This is a genomic window from Burkholderia sp. S171, assembly GCF_009766085.1.
Classification (GTDB): Bacteria; Pseudomonadota; Gammaproteobacteria; order Burkholderiales; family Burkholderiaceae; genus Caballeronia.
Map to the genome: position 1 here is coordinate 128,915 of NZ_LMUF01000043.1, position 21,292 is coordinate 150,206.

20 protein-coding genes are annotated in these 21,292 nt (G+C 59.9%); 6 read left to right on the forward strand and 14 right to left on the reverse strand.

The features are described 5' to 3' along the window. Nucleotides 1-333 (forward strand): 3-hydroxyacyl-CoA dehydrogenase family protein (locus GSQ93_RS38255; RefSeq protein ID WP_254074017.1); only part of this gene is annotated, 333 nt, incomplete at its 5' end. Nucleotides 334-348: 15 nt separating this feature from the next. Further along, nucleotides 349-1,251: an SMP-30/gluconolactonase/LRE family protein gene (locus GSQ93_RS23830; protein ID WP_158938094.1), complete on the forward strand. Its 903-nt coding sequence runs from the start codon at nucleotides 349-351 to the stop codon at nucleotides 1,249-1,251. 31 nt (nucleotides 1,252-1,282) lie between these two features. Here the strand turns inward: GSQ93_RS23830 and GSQ93_RS23835 are convergent, their stop codons facing one another. The 7 genes from GSQ93_RS23835 to GSQ93_RS23865 all read right to left on the reverse strand — a co-directional run bounded on the left by GSQ93_RS23835 (nucleotide 1,283) and on the right by GSQ93_RS23865 (nucleotide 6,253). Beyond that, a complete protein-coding gene (locus GSQ93_RS23835) occupies nucleotides 1,283-1,483 on the reverse strand; it encodes a YXWGXW repeat-containing protein (RefSeq protein WP_158938095.1) in 201 nt (66 codons plus the stop codon). 54 nt (nucleotides 1,484-1,537) lie between these two features. Then, on the reverse strand, nucleotides 1,538-2,686 hold the full coding sequence (locus tag GSQ93_RS23840; protein ID WP_158938096.1) for a DUF1501 domain-containing protein: 1,149 nt from the start codon (nucleotides 2,684-2,686) through the stop codon (nucleotides 1,538-1,540). Nucleotides 2,687-2,690: 4 nt separating this feature from the next. Further along, complete coding sequence (locus GSQ93_RS23845; protein WP_174254675.1) at nucleotides 2,691-4,109, reverse strand: DUF1800 family protein; 1,419 nt, start codon at nucleotides 4,107-4,109, stop codon at nucleotides 2,691-2,693. An 82-nt stretch (nucleotides 4,110-4,191) separates the two neighbouring features. Then, nucleotides 4,192-4,665 (reverse strand): periplasmic heavy metal sensor, encoded by a 474-nt coding sequence (locus GSQ93_RS23850; protein WP_158938098.1) that lies wholly within the window; start codon nucleotides 4,663-4,665, stop codon nucleotides 4,192-4,194. Next, complete coding sequence (locus GSQ93_RS23855) at nucleotides 4,662-5,105, reverse strand: hypothetical protein (protein WP_158938099.1); 444 nt, start codon at nucleotides 5,103-5,105, stop codon at nucleotides 4,662-4,664. Before GSQ93_RS23855 ends, GSQ93_RS23850 begins: the two co-directional genes overlap by 4 nt. Continuing rightward, entirely contained in the window at nucleotides 5,102-5,677 is a 576-nt protein-coding gene (locus GSQ93_RS23860; RefSeq protein WP_158938100.1) for an RNA polymerase sigma factor, read from the reverse strand. The genes GSQ93_RS23855 and GSQ93_RS23860 overlap by 4 nt, the downstream gene beginning before the upstream one ends. A gap of 243 nt (nucleotides 5,678-5,920) precedes the next feature. After that, nucleotides 5,921-6,253, reverse strand: a complete 333-nt coding sequence (locus tag GSQ93_RS23865; protein WP_158938101.1) for a YXWGXW repeat-containing protein — start codon at nucleotides 6,251-6,253, stop codon at nucleotides 5,921-5,923. A gap of 553 nt (nucleotides 6,254-6,806) precedes the next feature. Here GSQ93_RS23865 and fliD point away from each other — a divergent pair. Next, a complete protein-coding gene (gene fliD, locus GSQ93_RS23870; RefSeq protein ID WP_254074018.1) occupies nucleotides 6,807-8,309 on the forward strand; it encodes a flagellar filament capping protein FliD in 1,503 nt (500 codons plus the stop codon). 136 nt (nucleotides 8,310-8,445) lie between these two features. Here fliD and GSQ93_RS23875 read toward each other — a convergent pair whose 3' ends face one another. Both GSQ93_RS23875 and GSQ93_RS23880 read right to left on the reverse strand, forming a co-directional pair. Further along, nucleotides 8,446-9,264: an SDR family oxidoreductase gene (locus GSQ93_RS23875; protein WP_254074019.1), complete on the reverse strand. Its 819-nt coding sequence runs from the start codon at nucleotides 9,262-9,264 to the stop codon at nucleotides 8,446-8,448. A gap of 325 nt (nucleotides 9,265-9,589) precedes the next feature. Then, a complete protein-coding gene (locus GSQ93_RS23880; protein ID WP_158938103.1) occupies nucleotides 9,590-10,411 on the reverse strand; it encodes a helix-turn-helix domain-containing protein in 822 nt (273 codons plus the stop codon). Between the two features lie 133 nt (nucleotides 10,412-10,544). Between GSQ93_RS23880 and GSQ93_RS23885 the strand changes: the two genes are divergently transcribed. Then, a complete protein-coding gene (locus GSQ93_RS23885) occupies nucleotides 10,545-11,762 on the forward strand; it encodes a CynX/NimT family MFS transporter (protein ID WP_158938104.1) in 1,218 nt (405 codons plus the stop codon). A 320-nt stretch (nucleotides 11,763-12,082) separates the two neighbouring features. Here the strand turns inward: GSQ93_RS23885 and GSQ93_RS23890 are convergent, their stop codons facing one another. Both GSQ93_RS23890 and GSQ93_RS23895 read right to left on the reverse strand, forming a co-directional pair. Continuing rightward, a complete protein-coding gene (locus tag GSQ93_RS23890; protein WP_158938105.1) occupies nucleotides 12,083-12,988 on the reverse strand; it encodes a LysR family transcriptional regulator in 906 nt (301 codons plus the stop codon). A 256-nt stretch (nucleotides 12,989-13,244) separates the two neighbouring features. After that, complete coding sequence (locus GSQ93_RS23895; RefSeq protein WP_158938276.1) at nucleotides 13,245-14,534, reverse strand: MFS transporter; 1,290 nt, start codon at nucleotides 14,532-14,534, stop codon at nucleotides 13,245-13,247. Nucleotides 14,535-15,128: 594 nt separating this feature from the next. On the opposite strand from GSQ93_RS23895, the gene GSQ93_RS23900 reads away from it, so the two are divergent. Next, complete coding sequence (locus tag GSQ93_RS23900) at nucleotides 15,129-16,703, forward strand: methyl-accepting chemotaxis protein (RefSeq protein WP_158938106.1); 1,575 nt, start codon at nucleotides 15,129-15,131, stop codon at nucleotides 16,701-16,703. Nucleotides 16,704-16,798: 95 nt separating this feature from the next. On the opposite strand, the gene GSQ93_RS23905 is transcribed toward GSQ93_RS23900, so the two are convergent. The 3 genes from GSQ93_RS23905 to GSQ93_RS23915 form a co-directional block, all read right to left on the reverse strand. Then, nucleotides 16,799-17,080 (reverse strand): hypothetical protein, encoded by a 282-nt coding sequence (locus tag GSQ93_RS23905; RefSeq protein WP_158938107.1) that lies wholly within the window; start codon nucleotides 17,078-17,080, stop codon nucleotides 16,799-16,801. Between the two features lie 341 nt (nucleotides 17,081-17,421). Beyond that, a complete protein-coding gene (locus GSQ93_RS23910; protein WP_158938108.1) occupies nucleotides 17,422-18,675 on the reverse strand; it encodes an MFS transporter in 1,254 nt (417 codons plus the stop codon). A gap of 61 nt (nucleotides 18,676-18,736) precedes the next feature. After that, nucleotides 18,737-20,170: an amidohydrolase family protein gene (locus GSQ93_RS23915; protein ID WP_158938109.1), complete on the reverse strand. Its 1,434-nt coding sequence runs from the start codon at nucleotides 20,168-20,170 to the stop codon at nucleotides 18,737-18,739. Nucleotides 20,171-20,349: 179 nt separating this feature from the next. Between GSQ93_RS23915 and GSQ93_RS23920 the strand changes: the two genes are divergently transcribed. Beyond that, nucleotides 20,350-21,237: a LysR substrate-binding domain-containing protein gene (locus GSQ93_RS23920; protein ID WP_158938110.1), complete on the forward strand. Its 888-nt coding sequence runs from the start codon at nucleotides 20,350-20,352 to the stop codon at nucleotides 21,235-21,237. The last annotated feature ends 55 nt before the right edge of the window (nucleotides 21,238-21,292 follow it).

Here is a 21,292-nt window from a genome sequence, read left to right on the forward strand (position 1 = left end):
GGTTATGCAAGCGCCGCCGATCTCGACACCGTGATGCGCGACGGCCTCGGGCTGCGGTGGTCGTTCATGGGGCCGTTTGAAACCATCGACTTGAATGCGCCCGGCGGCGTTGCAGATTACGCGGCGCGTTATGGCGCGATGTACCGCTCCTTTGCCAAGGACAGCGTGCCGTTCGACTGGTCGCCTGACAGCATTGCGAGACTCGATGCCGAGCGTCGCGAAGTGTTGCCTCGCGATCAGATCGAAAGCCGTAGCCGCTGGCGTGACCGTCGGCTCATGGCCCTGCTTGCCCATCGTCGCGCGACCTCGAAGTCCGATGACGACAAGAGTTGATAACCGGAGACAGCCATGATTGAAACCCGACTGATCGTCGATGCCAACAATCATCTTGGCGAGGGACCGCTGTGGGATGTGAAGGAGCAGCGCCTTTACTGGATCGACAGCACCGCCGCCGAGATCAGCAGTTGCCGTGCCGACGGCAGCGACATACGGCGTTACTTCGTGCCGCGCCACATTGGTTCCATGGCGTTGCGCGAGCGCGGCGGCGCGGTGGTCGCGCTGGCCAACGGCCTGCATTTCTACGACTTCGAGACGCAGACGGTCAAGCTGATCGCCGACCCGGAAAGCGACGATCCCGAGACGCGTTTCAACGACGGCAAAGTGGACCGGCGAGGGCGGTTTGTCGCGGGCACGATGGCCTATGATTTTGACCGCTACGACGCCGATCGCGGCCAGCGCTCGAGCCGCAGCGGTGCTTTGTATCGGCTGGATACGAATGGCTCGGTGACGCGTCTGGACGGTGGCATCAGTTGTTCGAACGGGCCCTGCTGGAGCCCGGACAACCGCACGTTCTATTTCACTGACACCTACGATAAGCAAATGTATGCATACGACTACGACATCGAGACCGGGGAGGTGGCGAACAGGCGCGTTTTTGCATCGGCGCGGGACATGGCCGGCACGTTCGATGGCGCGACAGTTGATGCTGAAGGCTATGTCTGGTCGGCACTGGTGTTTGGGGGACGGGTCTTGCGATTTGCGCCCGACGGCAAGCTTGATCGCGTGGTGGAGTTTCCGGTGCGCAACCTGACGAGCGTAATGTTCGGCGGCACAAATCTGGACATCTTGTTTGTCACGACCATGGGGCGGCCGATGTGGGGCATCCCGCAGAAGGAGCGCGACAAGGGTGGGTTGTTCGCGATCACCGGGCTGGGCGTTAAGGGCTTGCCCGAGCCCCGATTCGCAGGGTAGGGCGGCGACATGCGCTCATGCCGACACACCATCAGTACGCGGCCCAATGCCCGCGCTCCCATACCCACTGATTTCCCGCCCACCTGTAATGTCCTTTCACCCAGTGGTAACCCGGGGCCGGTTGTGCCGGCACGACTTCAACAAGCGGCTCCGGCCGCGGTGGACGCGCGGGTTCTACCACGCAAGCCGCGAGCATGATGCTAAGGAGTGCAATGCTAAATACGTGTTTCATTTTAGTTTTTCCCTGGTGAAGTAAATACGTGACTGCTTGTCAATCGTTGCGCGGCTAAGTCCGCAGCAACCTGCTGGACATCGGGCTAGCGGTCTTCTGTGTAAAAAGGGTTGCCCTGACGTGAACCGGATCGAGGCCGAACGTTTCTCCGGCCGCAGCCGCAATCAGGCTGTCGAGCCCGAGCGTGGGCCGCAAATCCCGGCCTTGATACAGGGCTGACGGCGCCAAACCCGGCCAGTCCGCCAGAATCCGGCCGCCTTGCACCGCGCCGCCCAGCAGCATCGCGGCGGACGCCGTGCCGTGATCTGTGCCGCCCGTTCCATTCGCCGTTGCCATGCGCCCGAATTCGGTTGCCACCAGGACGGTCGTGTTCGCCCAATGCTCGCCGAGACCATCGCGCATGGAGGCCATCATGGTGTCGAGCGCCTTCAGTTGCGCCCCCAGCCGCTGGTTCTGCGCGCTATGCGTGTCCCATCCACCGGTTTCGATCATCGCAATGCGCGGGCCGTCACTACGGCCGAGGAAACTCGCGGCGAGCTTGCCGAGACTTGCGGGGTCCTGACGCGCACCGGCGTCAGCGGCGAGGCCGCGCGCGTCCATCGCGGAACTCCAGAGCGCATGCAGTTGAGGGTCGCCGGAATAGAGTTGCGAGACGCGCATCAACAGATCGTCGGGCGCCTGCGGCAGCGCGGAGGGTGCGTACGATGTCACCTCGGCGCGGCCGCGCAGCGCCAGCGGCACGGTGGACGCGAGCGCTATGGCGTTTGCTTTGGAGGCGGGCAGCATCGACACCAGCCGGTTGAGCCAGCCATCCTTCATCTGATAGGGCGTAGTGCCGCCGGTTTCGAGCACGTTCTGGCCGTCAAAGTGCGAGCGATCGCGGTACGGCGATGCAACCGCATGCACGAACAGCGCCTGCTGCGCGGCGTACATCTTCGCCGTCTCGACAAGCGAAGGGTGCAGCGCGAACGTGCCGTCAAGCTTGGTTGCGGTCGACGGGTCAATCGCAAGCGCTCCACGCAGGCTTGCATAAGCGGGATCGGCATAGGGAACCACGATGTTGAGACCATCGGCGGCGCCACGCTGGATCACAAAAACAAATCGCCGGTCCGACTCCACCGAAGCGAACGCCATGCGAGACCCGATCAGCATCGCACCGACGCCCGCACCAGCGCACCACAAGAAATTCCGACGCGTGGTCATCGTGTTATCTCCTTTGAAAATCGGGGGAAACCAGCAGCAGCGCGAGCGCGGTCGGTGCGCTCTCTGCTCGTGATAGTTCGGATGCCGTAGCATCGCTTAACGAACCTGCGAGCAACTGGTTGCCGAGCGTGCGCGCGTCCAGCGTATCGCCGACGCGTGATGCAAAACGCTGCGCCAACTCCACCCGGCGCACGAGCGCGTCGGGTGCGGCCCAGGTTGCGGCGATGTCGTCGTAGCCTGCGGGCGACCCCGGCCGCCACACGGGCTGGCCGAGCTGCGTCAGCAAAGGCGCGATCTGCGTGTTACCGAGCGCGTTGAAGCCCAGCCCCCGCAGCGACGACACCGTCCAGTCCCACGGCGTCTTGAACTTCGCGTCGACCGGCGCCCACGCTTCGGGCGAATCGATCAACACCTGGTACACGCTGGGCAGGTCGCCGTCGGTCGCGCTGAACACGCTGGCAAGGCGGTCGACCAGGGCGGGCGGCGGAGTATCGGCGACAAAATGCCGGGCGAGCTTGCCCGCAATGTGCTGCGCAGTCGCGGGCGAGGCAGCCAGATCGTGCAGCACGGCGAGGGCTTGCTGTTGGCCGCGCTGATCGTATTGCCGGTTCATGATCGTGCGTGTCCCCGGCTCGTGCAGTGGCTGACGAAACACGAATTGTCCGGGCACGGCAGCGTCAGCACGTTGGGCACCCGCACCCATGGCACCGCCCATCGCGCCGATGCTCCAGCCCGTCAGCGCACGGGCGAACTCGGTGACATCGTTTTGGTCGTAGCCGCTGCGCACGCCAAGCGTATGCAACTCCATGATCTCGCGAGCCAGGTTTTCGTTGAGGCCGGGCTTGCGGTCGGGATGGCGCATGGCAGCGCGTTCCGCCGCCGGACTATCGGGGCCGACCGAGCGCGCCTGATCGAGGAAAATCTGCATGGCCGGATGACGTTCGACCGCAACCAGCATGTCCTCGAATCGGCCAAGCACATGCGGGCGGATGGCTTCCGCTTCGAACGAGCCGGCGAGCATGGCCACAGGCGGTTTTTCAACTGACACCGCAAAATGGTTCGACCAGAAAACCACCAGCCGCTCGACAAAAGGCGTGGGCGTTTGCAGCGCGCTCACGAACCGCGCGTTGACCGCTGAGCGATAGATATCGCGGAGTTTCTCGTTATAGGACTTGCGCACCGCTTGTTTGTCGTCGGCGCCGGCGTTGCGGATCGCGTTCTGGCGATCGGCGAATTCGGCGGCGAGCGCGGCGCTTGTAGGTTGGTCTCCTAACGCTTGCGGCATTGCCTGATAGCTTGCTTCCGAGAGCTGGTTCTTGAGCCAGCCCTTTGGATCGGACGGCGCTGCTTCGCCCGCGCGAGCACCGAGTCCGAAGCGATTCAACGCGATCGCGGCGGGGGTCACAGATGCACCTGATGTCACGTCAGCCATGGCTGTTCCCACGAATCGAGTTGCTATGTAGCTTTAACGGTGGACTCGCGTAAATCCGTCGGTGCGGCTCAAGTTATTTTTTGGGCGGCGGTCCGACATGCAGCGGGCCGTGGCGCTCCAGTGCATCGACGAGCTTGAGCCGTTCATCGGGCGTCAGCGTACCGGCGAACTCGGCCACCGTTGCTTCGACTCGCGCCCGCACGGCAACGTCGGCTTCGCGTGTCCGAGCGAGCGCTGCGTCAAGCGTGGCGCGATCGAATTGCGGCGCAGCAAGCGCCTGCACGACATCGAGTCGACCCGAGCGCGCGCCTATTATCAGAGGCAAGCTTTGACGTCGTGTCTGCCTTAGCGCATCACGCAACTGGTCCTGGCGCTCCTCGGGTAGTTCAGCGGCGGCGAAGCGCAAGCCGCGTTGCTGTGCGACCACCTCAGCCTTTTGCTTCGCCACCCATCGATACGTCCCGCCCGCTATCACGCCGAGCACGAAGATGTTGAGCACCAGTGACACGATCAGCAGTGTCTTGAGCCGGGTTGTCGGCATGGTCATTGGTCGCTCCAGTCGGCCGTCGCGCTGCTAAATACGGTGCTTTCACCGGTTTGATCGAAGAGGCTCGGCGGGTTCGCCGAGGTGTTATAGAAAGATCCGGTCAACGAAATAGCCAGCACGCCCGCCGCGATTCCCGCCACGCCCACGCCCACGAGACCCGCGCCCGAGAGCCACCAGTTCGGCCGTTTCCACGCAGGTTCCGGACGTGGCGGCGCCATCGGCGCGGACGCCAGGACGCGCCGGACCAGATCCGATTCAGGCGCGGCAACGCTGTGCCTCGACAGCACGAGGTCGAGCGACCGGGCGTCGGCGAGCGCCGCCAGAACGGCGGGATCACGTTGATCAAGCAGCGCCTTGGCTTCTGCGCGTTCGGCGGCGGGCCAGTGTTCCGGCATGGCGCCATAAGCCTCGGTGAGGCGACGAAAACGTTCGGGGGTCATCGGCGTTCCTTTCCAAAGACATGCTCGCCGCGTTCGCCGGCAAGACGGCTGCGCAATGTGCGGCGTGCGCGCGAGAGCAGGCTTTCCAGCGCCTCGACGCTGATACCCATCAAAGCCGCGGCCTCGATGTTCGGCAACTCCTGGTAGTACTGCAATACCAGTGCCTCGCGCTGGCGTGCCGGCAATTCGGCAAGCGCGGCCGCAATGCGTTCACTGCGCGCGGACTCGTCGAGTTGATCTTCCGGCAGCGGCGCCTGGTCGACCGGTTCGGGCGCGTTGTCGTCGGAGATGACATCCTGACGGCGCCGCAAGCGGTCATAACACAGATTGAGCGCGACGCGGTGCAGCCAGGTGTCAAAGCGCGCCTGGCCGCGCTGCCAGCGCGACGCTTGCTTCCAGATTCGTACGAACGCTTCCTGTGCCACGTCGCTCGCCTCGTCACGGTCTCCCAGCATCCGGGTCGCGAGCGCGAGCAGCCGCGGCAGTTTGCGCGCGACCATCTCGCGAACCGCTCCGGGTTCCCTGCCATCGATACGGGCTAACAACTCCGCGTCCGGGTCTTGTTCGTTCAATGTGGTTGATCTCGCAGCACATGTTCAACAGCCTGCGCCGGGTCGGTCTGCGGCCCGGCGCGCCAGCGTGGAAACGCTTAGTACACGACGACTGCCGGCCGATAGTAAGCCGGCCGCGCGGGATAAACGACACACGCAGAAAGCGCTGCGGCCGCAAATGCAATGGCGACTAGAGTTTTAAGCATGAGTGTCTGCCTTTACCTGAGAGGTGACGGAGCGACGGTGAACGTAGGTGGGCGCTGATCAGCGTGCCCAGTGACCTTCGATCCAGCGCCAGTTTGGTCCGCGTTGCACCCAGTGCCCCGGCACCCAATGTGCGCCGACCCGTACCGGCCGCCAGTGGCCCGGCACCCATTCATAGCCGCGGCCGGCCCAGCGCCAGTGGCCGCCGTCCCACACATAACCGGGACGCCCTGCGGGAACGATTTCCGTGCGCATCGGCGGCGGTGCCGACGGGGCGATGATCACCGCTTGCGCGAATGCCGACACGCTGGACAGTGTGGCGAGGGCGGTAACGACGGCCAAAACGGCCTTGACCGCGAACGTGGCCGAAGCCCGTTTTCTTGGTGTTTTCATAACGGATCCTTGGAGTGGACAAGACGCTCAATGCAGGTGCTGTCGAGTGCTTAAACGCGGGCTCCATGGAAATCCGTCGCACGAAACTGAAATTTTTATGCGGGCTGACACATGGCGAAATACCGCGATGTTAGCGCCCTTATAAAAATGGCTAAGCGCGCCGCTTTCCCTTATCCAGTGTCATTCCCTGCTGATCCGACATTTCTCTGATGTCACAAAATTCTGAAATCATCAGACAAATAACTGAAAACTTTTCTAAAGTATTTAGTAGGCGTACCGTAATCTATAGGTAATTCATCGTAACATTGTGAGACATGCACTGCCGCTCAACCGCACGACGATGCAACGCGCGAATAGGCGAAGAAGAGCGTCGATTTAGCGCTACGAGTCAAAGCCGACTAACCACGACTAACCACGATTAACCACGATTAACCACGACTAACAACGATTAAACGGCTTTTTCCGCGGCTCGCGTCACAAAAGTGCCATCGCATGTGAAGGCTGGATGTTGATCGGCCCAATCCGGAGACAAACCAAGGGAGTTCCAGTTTCTATGTCTGACGCAATCAAGTCCGCGGGACAATCTCTAATCAACGGCTCGACCGGCAAGAATACCGATGTCCCCGCGCTTGTCGCGGCTATCGTCAATGCGAAGGTTGCTGGATTAAACGCGGCTAACGCCGGAAAACAGAAGACCAGCACTTCCCAACTGACCGCGATCGGTTCGTTGAAATCGGTCATGTCGCTGCTGCAAAGCTCGCTGGCGTCGCTGTCGGACGGCACCGCGCTTTCTGCTGTCTCCGCCAAGGCAGACGGCAAGGGCCTCACGGCTACCGCAGGCAAGGGCGCCACGACGGGCAGCTATGCGATCCAGGTCATCAACATAGCGACATCACAAAGTATCACCTCGGGCGCGTTCGGCGCCAAGGACGCGCTCGGTACCGGCACGCTGAAACTCTCGGTGGGCGGCTCGAACGTTTCGATCAACATTGATTCATCGAATAACACGTTAAGCGGCATTGCGGCCGCGATCAATTCCGCTTCCGGCAATCTCGGCGTGAGCGCGACAGTGATCACCGGCACGGACGGCGCGCATCTCGTGCTGCACTCGTCCACCACGGGCATGGCAAACGGTATCTCGGTGGAGGTCACGCCGGCTGTCTCGGGAGACAATTCCGGGTTATCGAAGCTCAACGTCAGCTCGTCCACCTCGACTGTCGACCCCTCGGATCCGACGAAAACCGTGGCGCCGTACACGACCATTGGGACCTCGGCCGACTGGAAGCAAACCGCGGCGGGCAGGGACGCGTTGTTGATGGTGGCCGGTACCGAGGTCAGCAGCCCGAGCAACAGCGTGACGTCGGCTATTGCCGGGTTGTCGATCAACCTGACCTCGGAGTCCGTGGGCACGACCCAGACGCTGAGCATCACATCGGACACGGCGACCCAACAGACCTCGATCAAGGCGTTCGTCACCGCTTATAACAACTTCGTCAACATGGCGGCGTCGCTGACTTCATTCGACAAGTCGCAACCCAAGGGCTCGCAAGGCGGCCCGTTGCTCGGTGACTCGATGATGAACACCGTCAGGAACGCGCTTGCAACCGTCATCAGCAAGGGCGTCCCGACGGCCGCGGGCGGGGTCAAGGGAATGGCGAACCTGGGGACAATCGGGATCACGCTGCAAGAGGGCGGCACGTTAAAGATTGACGAAGCTGCGCTGAGCGCCGCGCTGACCAACAAGCCCGCTACGGTCAATGCGTTGTTCAATTCGAAGTCCGGCCTCGGCGCGGAGATGAACAAAACCCTCACGACCTTTCTCAAGAAAGATGGTCTGCTCGATACCAGGACAACGTCGCTCAACAAGGACCTCGACAACATCAAGGCACAGGGCACGAAACTGGATGCATACGCCACGCAACTGACGAACAGCTACAACGCACAGTTCACTGCGCTCAACACGCTGATGGCGCATATGAGCAGCAATGCGAGCTATCTGACTGCGTTGTTCGGCGGCGCTAATAGTGCGGGCGCACTGGCCGGAAACAAGGGCTGACGAGGAGCGCGCCGCGCAACGAGTGGCGTTAAACGCACCGGGGCATCCTCTCAGGACGCCCCGGTTTTTGTAGACCGAATAAAACGCGTGCGCTCGTTTCCTTGCGCTGCTTATTTGCGCTGCTTACTTGCGCTGCTTACTTCAAATCCCAGCGCATCTGCTCGACGATCCCAATGCCCCGCGACGTCCGCACGCATTCGCTGACATAGTCGATAAACGGCAAGGGCTCGAAGCCAATTTCTTCGCGCAGGCGGCGGTTATCGAATTGGTAGTCGGAGTTCGCGAACCCGGCATAGATGCCTAGCGCGTGTTCAATCAGCCGCGCCGCGCCCGAGTTTTGACGCCCGGCCACATCACGCGCGATCCTGCGAAAATCCCGCGGTGCGCAGATGGAATAGCGTTTCCCCGATATGCCCGTGGCCTCATCCATCGCACCGATAATCTGGCCAATGGTCGGCGCCTCCGATCCAGCCGATACGTGGTAGATGTCGAACGCCAGCTTCGGCTTGACGGCGAGCAAGGCGAGCGCGCGGGCGCAATCGTCGACTGAGACTACATCGAGCCGGGTCATCGCTCGCGCGCTGAAGCGCCGCGCGCCATGCACGACGCGAAATACCCAGAAGATGCTCGGCGACGGCAACGTGCCCAGCACCGTATGTCCGACGACAATCGATGGCCGCACCACGACCACGGGCAATGAAGGGTAGTAGAGCCGCAGGAGCCGCTCGACATCGCGTTTGCTCTGCGTATAGGGCACGAGGTGGTTCGTTTCGCTCCCGCTCCCGCTCTCGCTTTTGCTCCCGTTCTCGCTCTCGCTCTCGTTATATCCGAACGCGGACTCAGGCACGACCGGACTGCATTGCGTACCGCAGGCCATGGCCGTGCTGACATGCAGGAAACGCCGAAGTACTTGGCTGTCGGCAAAGTGCGGATGCAACCCGCCAGCCAGGAACACTCACCCAGACTCGTCGAGATCATGCTGGGGCCATCTCGATACAACCGCGCCGCCTGCGACGAACGGTATTGTCGCAGTCCGAATGATCCCGAACGCTTCGCTGTCAGAGCTTTCAGGTGTTGGCCATTGCGATTTTCTGTCGACTTGTACCCAGCTTGGACTAGCGAAGGCTCCGATCTGCAAAACGCGCGTTCCGCAAGACGATACCCATGCCGTGCGCGGGCGATCAAGGCGGCTGAACTTTTCTTCGATCGCCAGCTAAGGGCGACCCGTTGATCGGGCTTCTTGCGGCCACGCGCTAGTTGGCGTGCAGTGGTGAACGAGATCAGTCATCGTGACCGTTTTGCCTGTCCGCAAAGTAGCGGGCGGGTGGCTTACCCAAGGCCTTCTTGAACATGGTGATGAACGCGGTGACCGACTCGTAGCCGAGATCTTCCGCCACCTGTTGAACCTGCGCACCGGCAGACAGGCGTTGCAACGCAATGACAATATGCAACTGCTGCCGCCAGCGGCCGAACGTCATGCCGGTCTCGTTCTTAACCAGCCTTGCCAGGGTACGTTCGCTCATGGCGACCCTTTGGCCCCACTCGGCAAGGGTGCTCCGATCCGCCGGGTCATTCGTCAGCGCGTCGGCAATCTGCCGGAGTCGCGCATGATTGGATATCGGCAAATGGAGGTTCTCTACGGGCATCTGTGCGAGTTCGTCCAGCAAGACTGTTGCGAGGCGTCCTGTTGGGCCATCGACGGCGTAGAGGGGCGGCAAATTTGCCAGGTGCTCGATCAATTCGCGCACGAGCGGCGTAATGGCCAGCGTGCAACATTGGTCCGGCAGGCTCGCGGCGTCTGTTTCCACAAACAGGAAACAGACGCGCCCATTCGCTGTGACACGATTGCTATGCAGCACGCCACTGGGAATCCATACCGCGCACTGAGGCGGCACCATCCATAGTCCATCAGGCACGACACACGTTACGCCGCCATGCAGTGCAAGCACGAGTTGGCCTTTGCTGTGCCGATGCATGGGCGCTTCCACACCGTTCTCGCGGGCATCGAGACGCATGGCAACAGCGATCCGATGCACCGTATCCGGATCGAACTTCAGTGACTCTTCCAGCGAGCGCGCAGGGGACGACTTGGGTGAAGCCATGAGAGAAATGCCCTTGGAAAAGGCAAAATGACGTTTGACCGGATTTAGCGATATTTTGTCATTATCGCGGAATTCGTGTCGATGACGAATGCGTACTCTTGTGGCTTGTCGTCTATCGTCGAGAAGGGCCTTCATGCAACGTCAATCAACCGTCGCCAGCGGTGCTTCACGACCGGTGTGGCTTGTCGCCGGCATCCTGCTGTTCGCGACCAACCTGCGTGCGCCGATCACGGGCGTCGCACCGCTGCTGGACATGATCCAGAGCAGCTTGAGTCTGGGCACGACCGCCGCCGGGATGCTGATCACATTACCCTTGCTGGCGTTCGCTGTCGTATCGCCTTTTGCTGCGCTTTTAGCGAGGGAATATGGCCTGGAGCGTTCGTTGTTCATCGCGTTGGTGCTGATCGGGGCGGGTATTGTCGTGCGCTCGACGGGACCCGTCTGGAGTCTTTACCTTGGGACCTGGATCATTGGCAGTGGCATCGCGATTGGCAACGTGCTGCTGCCCAGCTTGCTCAAGCGGGATTTTCCAGAGAAGGTCGCCACGCTGACTGCCGTTTATGCGTTGACGATGGGTTGCGTGGCGGCAATCAGTTCGGCTGTGGCAATACCTCTTGCGCGTTTTTCCGGCTTGGGGTGGCGGTTTGGCATTGCGATGTTTATCATCCTGCCGCTTGTCAGTGCCGTCATATGGTTGCCGCAACTCGGCAGTCGTACGGCGCCGGCTCAAGGGACGGCCACCCCGCCGCATGGTGGGCGCGTGTGGCGTTCCGCCCTCGCTTGGCAAGTGACGCTGTTTCTCGGGCTCAACTCTTTTGTCTACTACGTCACGGTGAGCTGGCTTCCGACGATCCTGCACGATGCCGGTTACTCGCCGGAACATGCCGGGTCGCTGCATGGCGCGTTGCAACTTGCCACAGCCGTTCCCGCACTGGTGCTCATGCCCGTGATGCGTCACTTGAAAGACCAGCGTCTGGCCGCTTTTAGTTCTTCGATCATCACCATGATTGGCTTGCTTGGGCTGTTGCTTGCGCCTGAGTGGGCAACGATCTGGACCGTGCTGATAGGCGTTGGAACGGGCGCCGCGATTATCCTGGGACTGGCATTTGTCAGTTTGCGGGCAAGCAGTGCGCATGAAGCGGCTGCGTTGTCGGGAATGGCTCAATGCGTCGGTTATCTGCTGGCTGCCGTGGGCCCTACGCTCGTGGGCTGGTTGCACAGCGATTTGGGTGGCTGGGGTGTTCCCTTAACCCTTTGCGCAGCGCTGTGCTTCGTAATGGCATTGTTCGGTTTGCTCGCGGGGCGGGCGATTCATATCGTGGGAGGGGTGGCGGGGCGCAGGCTTGCTTAGGACGTGGATTAGTCAGGCAACGGGCTAACCGTTGTCGTAATCAGCGGTTTTATCTCTGTGCGGAAACGCTCGCGGCTTGCTTCTTACACCCGCGAGCAACATCCAACCCAGATCGTTAAATGTTGTCAGATCGGGGCTGGCTTTATTTCCTTTCGAAGCGAATGCGGAGACACTAGCCTTACCCTTCTGAGGGTGTGTCCCGCGACGGAGGTGATCCTCGTCGTGCTTAAGTCCCATCCCGCCCGGTTGGGACTTTTTTTTAACGTGCCGATTAGTCCAGACACGCTAGCCATTAGCGCGCAAAAAGCGCGTCCAATCGACTAGCGGCTTATAAGAGACTGGCTACGGCGGAACAGATCACGCGCGATGGAACAGAACAGAGCCGTGGTCTGCCCTTCATCCTGAAGGCGGCGGCTCATGATGATCGGTGACGTGGGACCCGGGTCGGGCAAGTGCCGATAAACCACCCCATGCACCCTTAAGCCATCGACGCTCTCCGGTACAAGCGATACGCCCACTCGCGCAGCGACAAGTCCAAGCGCTGTCTGCAATTCCCGCACTTCGTGTACGGCGGCAGGTTCGAGCGCATGATCACGCAGCGCCGATAGCTGCTGGTCCGCATAACTCGGGCGCGGCGAACTCGGATACACAATCAGCGTCTCGCGAGCCATATCCTTCAGCGTCAACTCGACCGAAGCGTCCGCTAACGGATGATCTTCCGGCAGCGCGGCAATCATCCGTTCCTCCACCAGGACTTCGCGCGTCAGTTGCACGTCGTCGAAACGCAGTCGTCCAAAGCCGACATCGATTCGTCCGCCCTTTAAGGCGCCGAGTTGTTCCAGCGTAAACATCTCGATCAACGACAATTCGATCTGCGGAGCCGCCTCGCGAAATGCACGAATGACCTGCGGCAATGCGCCGTAAAGAGTCGACGGCACGAAGCCGATCACAATGCGTTCCGCCAGTTGCGCGAGCCTGCGTGTGAGCGGCACGAGCTCGTCGCTTTCATCAATCAGGCGCTTCGCCTGCGCGTAGAAAACGCGGCCCGCTTCGGTCAGGCGCAAAGGGCGCGAGCCGTGTTCGAATAGCGGCAACCCGACACTTTCTTCAATCTGCTGGATCTGCCGGCTAAGCGGCGGCTGCGTCATGTGCAAACGACCAGCCGCGCGCGTGATGTTCATTTCTTCGGCTACCGCAATGAAATAGCGGAGTTGTCGCAGCTCCATGCAGGCCTCAAACGGTTAAAGATCCAGCGGGGTTTGCCGATACGTCCGAATTTCTCCGAAGGACGGGCACAGAAGATTGCCATGGAAGATATCCGGCACCCGCATTACACAGGCACCGGCCGTGATTGTGGCACGAGGAATGAACGAACCGGCAAACCGGATGCTCGCCGGCGTGGAGGCGGTTCTTTAGAGAAGTGGATTCGAAGATCAACGCGCCCGGCCATCTGCTAGCCAAGGGTGCTAATCAACGCCGCGATCAGCGGTCCTTGGCGGCTTGCTCGACTGCACCGCTTAACGATGGGTCAGGGGTCTTATCGACGACGGTTGTCCTGAGAATCCAGTTATAAATCGCACCTGCAATCATTAATGCCGAGGTGCCGAAAAAGACTTCCCGCATGCCGAAATGTCCCCCGACGAAACCGCCGGCAAGCGGTCCGACAACCTGCCCTGTATATTGGGCAGACGTCGAATAACCCAGCATATTTCCCGCAACGGACGCCGGTACGTTGTGCCGGATCACGCTGGCCACGCAAGGCAGCAGTCCGCCAAGCGCCAGGCCCATCAGGAATCGCAGAACCACCAATTGCCAGCCTTGCGTGACAAACGCTTGCGGGATCAGCAGGATGCCCGCCACCGCAAGGCAGCCGATGATGACATTCCAATGCCCAACGCGATCGGCAAGCTTACCGAGGTAAGAGGACGAGAGAATACTGCCCAACGCTGCCGCCGACATCACCAGTCCCGCGACAAAGGTGACCTGATGGATATCGACTACTTGCGCCACGTAGACCGTGATGATCGGCTCGATCGACATGTTTGCCAGCATCAGGAGCATGCCGGTCACCAGCATGGCGACAGTCGGCCGCTTGTCAGCGATCTCAGCCCAACTGCCGCGCTGCTTTCCCTTCTTGTTCAAGCCCGGGTGACGCTCGTTCTTGACGAAGAATACGGTTGCCAGGAACGTAATAAAAATAAGGGCGCCCGAGGCGATAAAGGTGGACCGTATTCCGATCAGCGGCGGCAGTGATCCACCCAGAATCGGCCCGACCAGATTACCGGCCATGATGCCGGAGGACAAAACGCCGAGGGCCCAGCCGCATCGGTCTTTGGGTGTCTGGGTGGCGACCAGCACGGTGGAACCCGATGCAAAGCCACCCAGCAAGCCGACGAGAAGCCTGAGGCCAACGAGTTGCCAGACGTTATGCGCCATCCCCATCAAGGACATGATGATGGCCATGCCGAGACTGGCGCGGATCAGCATCGGCTTGCGGCCGTAGAGGTCGGCAAGTTTTCCCCACAGCGGCGCAGTCAGTGCGGCGGTGAAAAACGTCGCACCGTAAGCGACGCCGGACCACTGGACTATCGCGGCGTGATCCTTGACGCCTAATTGTTCCACGTAAAGCGGCAAGAACGGCAACATGAGCGTCATGGCCACAATGGTCGTAAACGAACCAAATACGCAGACGATGAGATTGCGCCGCCAATGGGTGAATTCCTCTGCTTTCGGAGGATCGTCGTAACGTGCGCCTGCCGTTTGTTTGTCCATCATTCTGTCCGGGTCAGCGTGGGCGGTTGAGTGTTGTCGGGCGGCTTCGTGACGGCCGGAGCAACCGCCTGGGCGCAAAGTGAGGAAGCGAGCGGGTTTCAACCTGGATCCTACGGCGTGAGCGGTGGCGCAACCAGTCCGCTGCCTATACCGGTATCGCGACTACCCGGCACGTTTTCATCGTTGCTGTCCTTATGAAACGACTCGACCACTAAAGATCAGCCACTATCCGCCGATAAATAGGGGAAGTTTGCGTTTTTCTTTTTCTGCCAACCGCCGCTTAGCAAGCATGCTAACGGACGGCGGGCATGCTGTACCACTCAGGCAGATGCTTTGACGATTGCTCGAAAGCCCGACTGCCCATCCCCGAATGTGCACCGCAATTCGCACGTGAACGCATTTTCCATTGCAGCGTGAGTCCTCGAAAAGTCGACGATAGGACGACAGAGGCTCGCGCAAGCACGTCTGCACGGCACCCGCTTAAGGAATTTGAAAGACAGCAAGTTGAAAGAATGTCATATAGCCGCATGATCCGCTAAAGCAGATATCGCGTGTTTTAACGTGTTTTAAATTCCCATCTACAAGGTCATTTTGATGAGCCAGTTCAAAGTTGTGACCCGCCTGTCGGCCGCCTTTGGTGCATTACTCGTTCTTCTTGGCGTGGTGTCTATTGTCGGCTTGTTCGGCATGTCAAGAATCGACGAGGCACTGACTAGCATTGTCGACCGCAGCACGGAAGAGATGACGCTTGCCCAGACGATGCGCTCTTCGTTAGACCAACGTTCCATCGCGCTGCGCGACATGATGCTGGTCGATAACGAAAGCGACATCAAATCCATCGTTGAAAAAATAAAGCACGAAGAAGGGATCTATGCGGATGCATCGCGAGCATTGAACGACATCTTCGTGTCGAGCGGGGCAATCACGGATACGGAGCAAACACTTCTTGCAAAGCTGAAAGACGATGAAGCCACCACGCGCCCGCTCATGGCCAATGTCGTTCAGCTCATTGTCTCAAACGATAAAGCCTCGGCTGGCAAGGCTTTGATGCAAGACGTCGTTCCGAAACAAACTCAATGGCGTGGCACGCTTCGATCACTGATCGAGCTTGAGAAAACGACGATGCACGACAAGGCAAACAAGGCTGAGAGCAGCTATGCACAGCTTAGAGTGGCGATGATCGGTGCCGCGTTTGCCGCGCTGATTGTTGGTGTGATCGGCGCATTGCTGATCACGCGCAGCATCCTGAAGCAACTTGGTGCGGAGCCCAGCGAAGCGCAGCGCGTAGCCGGCGAGATCGCCGATGGAAACCTCACCGTGCGAGTTGTGACCGCCAGCGGGGCAAGCGGGAGTTTGATGGCGTCGCTCGAAGCAATGCGCGCACAGCTGAGCAGTATTGTCGGGGGGATTAAAACATCGGCTGATTCGATTGCGGTTGCCGCCAATGAAATGGCGCAGGGTAACGTCGACCTGTCGCAGCGCACGGAGGAACAAGCGGCTTCGCTTGAACAGACCGCGGCGAGCATGGAACAGCTGACGTCCACGGTGAAGCAGAATACAGACAATGCGAAACAGGCCAACATGCTTGCCCAGACGGCGTCAGACGCAGCTACTGCAGGCGGCCATGTGGTTGAGCGGGTGGTGACGAAGATGCGCGATATATCCGCTAGCGCCTCGAAAGTGGGCGAGATCATTACGTTGATCGAGGGTATCGCGTTTCAAACCAATATCCTTGCGCTGAACGCGGCCGTCGAGGCTGCGCGCGCAGGCGAGCAGGGACGCGGTTTCGCTGTTGTGGCAGGAGAAGTGCGTACGCTGGCCCAACGCTGCGCGAGCGCAGCCAAGCAAGTGAAGGATCAGATTGGCGAGTCGCTCGATCACGTTGACACGGGTTCGGGCCTGGTAGCCGAAGCCGGCAAGAGCATGAATGAATTGTTGAGCTCGGTTAAACAGGTGACCGACATCATGGGCGAAATCTCGGCCGCATCGTCAGAGCAAAGCACGGGCATTGAGCAAGTCAGCATCGCGGTGGGCCAGATGGACGAAGTGACGCAACAAAACGCGGCATTGGTCGAACAAGCGACGGCGGCAGCGCAAGCCATGGCCGATCAAGCCAAAAGTTTGCGCGAAGCAGTGGGTGTTTTCAGGGTAGCGGTGGCAAGCAACTGAGGCTGGCCGTAACCCATGGACGCTGACGGGCGTGTGTCTGCGTGCCCCACGGTTGGTATTTTCGGGCACGCGGGAACGTTGACTTCACGGAGTAATCATTGCGCGTATGGCTTAGTCTTTTTACGATCGGCGCCTGCGACCGGGTTGATGCCGGACGCTGTTGAATTGGGAGTAGATGCTGCGCGTGGCAAAGCTTTGGGATCTTGCGACACATCGGTAGCGGGCATCGGCAGCGGCCTGTCGGGATGCGCCCGGTTATACAACGCGGTGCCTAACTGTCCTGCTGCAATTCCCTCATCGTAATCATCAGGGCTCTGGGCGTGCGCGAAAGTGACTAAAGAAAATGCAGCGCAGGTCATAGTCAGTAAACGTTTCATTCCCATCTCCCTTGTCGCTGGATTCCCAAGACGGTCACGAAGCGATCCCGCGTCATCGGCGTTTTGATTGGAGATTCGATACTAGCAACGTGCACCGACCGCTAAATCGTGCTCGTTAGGCTTGTCCGGCGAGACCTGAGAACGGAAACTTAATTTATAGTCGCTCCTCTTTACAAATCCCCCGCACCCCTTAAAACCTGCGTGTCACTTGCCTTCCGCATGTTGCGCCGCTATTTTCGCACAAGGTAATTTCACCTGAGCCGCTTGTACCTAAAAGAGAGCACCATGCCTGCTGCCTGGAATGCGGTCGCGCTATTTGCAACCAGAACAGCTTCCATGAACTAATGAGCCACTGACTCGGTGCGCCACGTGAGCGATACAAGCAACGCGGCCATTCCAGCGACAAGGAGCGCGAGATATGCCCATACATAGGAGCCCGGCGTCAGATCGACCAGCAATCCAACCATGGCCGGCGCAATAGCGGCCGCGACCTGGCCACCAAAGTTAATGATGCCGGCAGCCGATCCGACCGACGCGTCGGGCATGTGCTTGAGCGGAATCGCGAAGACAGTTCCGTAAATGACGGTGTAACCCACTAGACACAGCGTCCACAGAACGAGTAACACAGGCAACGAATTGGCGAACGCCATCAATGCAAAAAAGACCACGACCGCGCATGCACCACACGTCATGAAGAGCCGCTCGCGTCCGTGGCCGACCTTGTCCAGCATCCAGCCGACGATGTTAAGACAGACGAACGCGACCAGGTAGGGTCCGGCGGACGCGAGGCCAGCGTGCAGGATATCAATGTGACGTGTCTTGACCAGGAACGACGGCATCCACGAGATCAACGCTACATAGACGACGTTGCTGAAGAAGAAGATCAACATCGTCTTTCGAAGCATCGGCGAGCGGAACGCCGCGTGGAACGCATGCTTGCCGACACGTTTCCGGCGACGTGGCGCATGTTTGATTGCCAACCAGAGCACGATGGCAACCACGATTCCCACCAGACCAAACACGTGATACGCGTAACGCCAGCCATGGGTATGAACCAAGGCGGCGATTGCGCTCGATCCGACTGCGCTGCCAAGGAACGAAGCGCCGATAACGAGCGATTTCGCACGCGCCCGTTCGCCGCGCGGGAATGCTTCGGCGACCGTGACTGTGCTGGCTGGCACGAACCCGCCTTCTCCGATGCCGAACAAAACGCGGATCACGATGAGCGAGGCGAACGTCGTGGCAAAACCCGTGAGTCCGGTGAAGACCGACCAGCACGCAACAGAAAAAACAAGAACCGCTCTTGATCCGAAGCGGTCGCTAAGCTGGCCCGCGACCAGTTGCATGAGCGAATAGCTCACGTAGAACGCACTCAACAACAAACCCGCAGAGCGGGCATCGAGATTGAAGTCCTTCGAAATAGGGACGATCGAGATGCTCATTGCCATGCGATCGGCATTGGCCAGTATCCACGAAACTAGCAGCATGACGAGCACGAACGCTTTTCTCTTGCTGGAGTAATTCGCAATTTTTGCCGCGTCAGCAGCAGTCGCTGACAAAGGGGGCATCGCGTTTTGTTCTATTGGGTGGTTCATGGGTCTCGTCTCGCGCGGGAGAATAATTGCTCTGATTTAAAAAACCTGATTGATCGTCGATCTACGCTAAGCGTCGCCGGATAACATGCCCGGCATGCATGTTCATCGATATTCCGTTTTCGCAAGCAAGCTGGCCATTGACGAACACAGCGTTGATCCCCGCGCTCACTTGCGTCGGGCGCTCGAAAGACGCGCGGTCTTCAATGCGGCTTTCGTCGAACACGACGAGGTCAGCGTAATGCCCTTTTGCAATCACTCCGCGTCGCTCCAGGCCGAAGCGGCGCGCGCTGAGTCCGGTCATCTTGCAGATCGCCGTCTCAAGGGAAAACAGGCGCCGGGTGCGCACGTAATGACCAAGCACGCGCGGAAACGTGCCCCATAGGCGCGGGTGCGGACTCTGGTCGTGCGCGAGGCCATCGGAACCGACCATCGCCATCGGATGCGAGAGAATGCGCTCGACATCTTCCTCGCTCATCGCGAAGTACACCGCGCCTGCGGGAGACAGAGCGTCTGCTAAAGATTCGGGATCAGTGCCGCGAGCTTTCGCAAGCTTGAACAGTGATTGTCCGGCCGCGGTTGGGTCCGCTTTCGACCACGTTACGAGCACCTCATCGGACTGACGCACGCGCGATGCTAACAACATGGTCGACGATGCGTTGTACGGGTAACAGTCAAAGCAAACGGGCTGATGCTGGGACGCTTCCTCGAGCATGGCAAGCGTTTGGGCCGAGCGGCCGTGGTTGTTACGACCCACGAGCTTGTGATGCGAGAGCACGGTGTCGACGTTCAATGCACGCCCTATATGCAATGCTTCGCGCATGGCGTCGTCGATCGCATCACCTTCGTCACGTAGGTGCATTGTCACGATGCCGCCTGCATGAGTCAGTGGAGTACCCACGGCGATGACCTCGGCGGCCGTTGCGTATCGGGCGGGCGGATAATAGAGACCGGTCGACATGCCGATCGCGCCTGCCATGAGCGCATCCCGCAGATCTTTCGACATGCGGGCGGCTTCGTCGTCTGTTGCTTCGCGATCAAGGCGGCTCATCTGGCGAACCCGCAACGTGGAATGCCCGACCAGACACGCAGCATTGAGCGCTGGCCGAGCGCGTTCCAATTCATCGAGGTAGTCGCTGAAACGTTCAAAACGCCATGCGTCGTCGCCTAAGAGATCCAAGGGCGGCGGCGGTTTTTGAGTGAGGAGCGGGGCGAGACTGATACCGCAATTGCCCGTGATAACCGTCGTAACACCTTGCGACAGCTTCGGATGCGGACCGTCGGCTACATCGAGCAACAAGCGGTCATCGTGGGTGTGCACATCGATAAAACCAGGCGCAACGATGCGTCCAGTCGCGTCGTAACGTCTCTTAGCCGTGAGCCCGCTAAGGTCGCCGAGCTGGACGATCTGACCGGCATGAATGCCGACGTCACATCGCTTCCGGGCGTCTCCGGTCCCATCAATAACGCTACCGCCTTCTATGACGAGGTCAAACATTCAAGTATCCAGAAAGTCGTTTTGGTGAGGCATCTTGCGAGCAATCATCGATTCGCCAATTTTGGTTGGCAAACCACTTTTCCTCCGGTTAGCATGAGAAAACCTCATGCATAGCCCTGAGTGTCACCAACAAGGCGCGAAAAACTCGCACCATTCTTGCGTTTTCTTCATGGATAATCATGTTTCACGCACCCTCAACGCAGTCGCTGCTTTGCTTCGAGGCAAGCGCGCGGCTGCGGTCTTTCACTGCCGCGGCGAAAGAACTCCATCTGACCCAAGGCGCGGTAAGCCGGCAGATCCAGACACTGGAGGAGCGTTTGGGCGTACCCCTGTTTGCAGGACGCCGCGACGCGATGGCGCTCACTGACGCGGGGCGCGAGTACCTCGCTGAGATTGCGCCGCTGCTACAGCGGCTCGAACGAGCCACAGTGAACGTAATGGCGCTCAAGGGACGCGGCGGTTCGTTGTCGCTGTCTGTGGGGTCATCGGTGGGAAATTACTGGCTCATTCCGCGACTGCCTGAATTCACGCGCGAGCATGGCGAAATCACGCTGAATTTGAGGACGCGCGTGGGAGCGGTCGATTTCGCAGTGACGCCTGTGGATGCATCGCTGGAATTCGGCGATGGCCAGCGACAAGGGCTGCATAACGACTTCGTGGTGCCCTTGCAGTTGTCGCCGTACGCGGCACCTTCGTGGATCGCGATGCACGGTGAAAAGGTCGATGCCCGGACGCCCAAGTCAGCACTGATCCAGCATCTGACGCTTCCGCAAGCGTGGGAAGGATGGTTCGAGCGTGAAGGTATAGCGGGCGACCCAGGCGGGGATGGCCCGAGGTATGAAGTCATGTCGATGGCGCTGAACGCCGCAGTCGCCGGGATGGGCGTCGCGCTTCTTCCGTCATACATGGCTAACGACATGGTCTCGGCGGGCAAACTAAGATGCATGTCGGACCAGATGTGGCGCTATCCCAAAGGTTACTACCTCGTGTATCCGGAGGCTTCTGCACAAATGAAGTCGTTGCAGATTTTTCGACGGTGGCTGCTCGGACAGCACGAAAAGGCCTGACCGACGCGGTTCCGCTTGAGTCACAGTCGAGTGATCAACCGAAACAGCGCGCTTA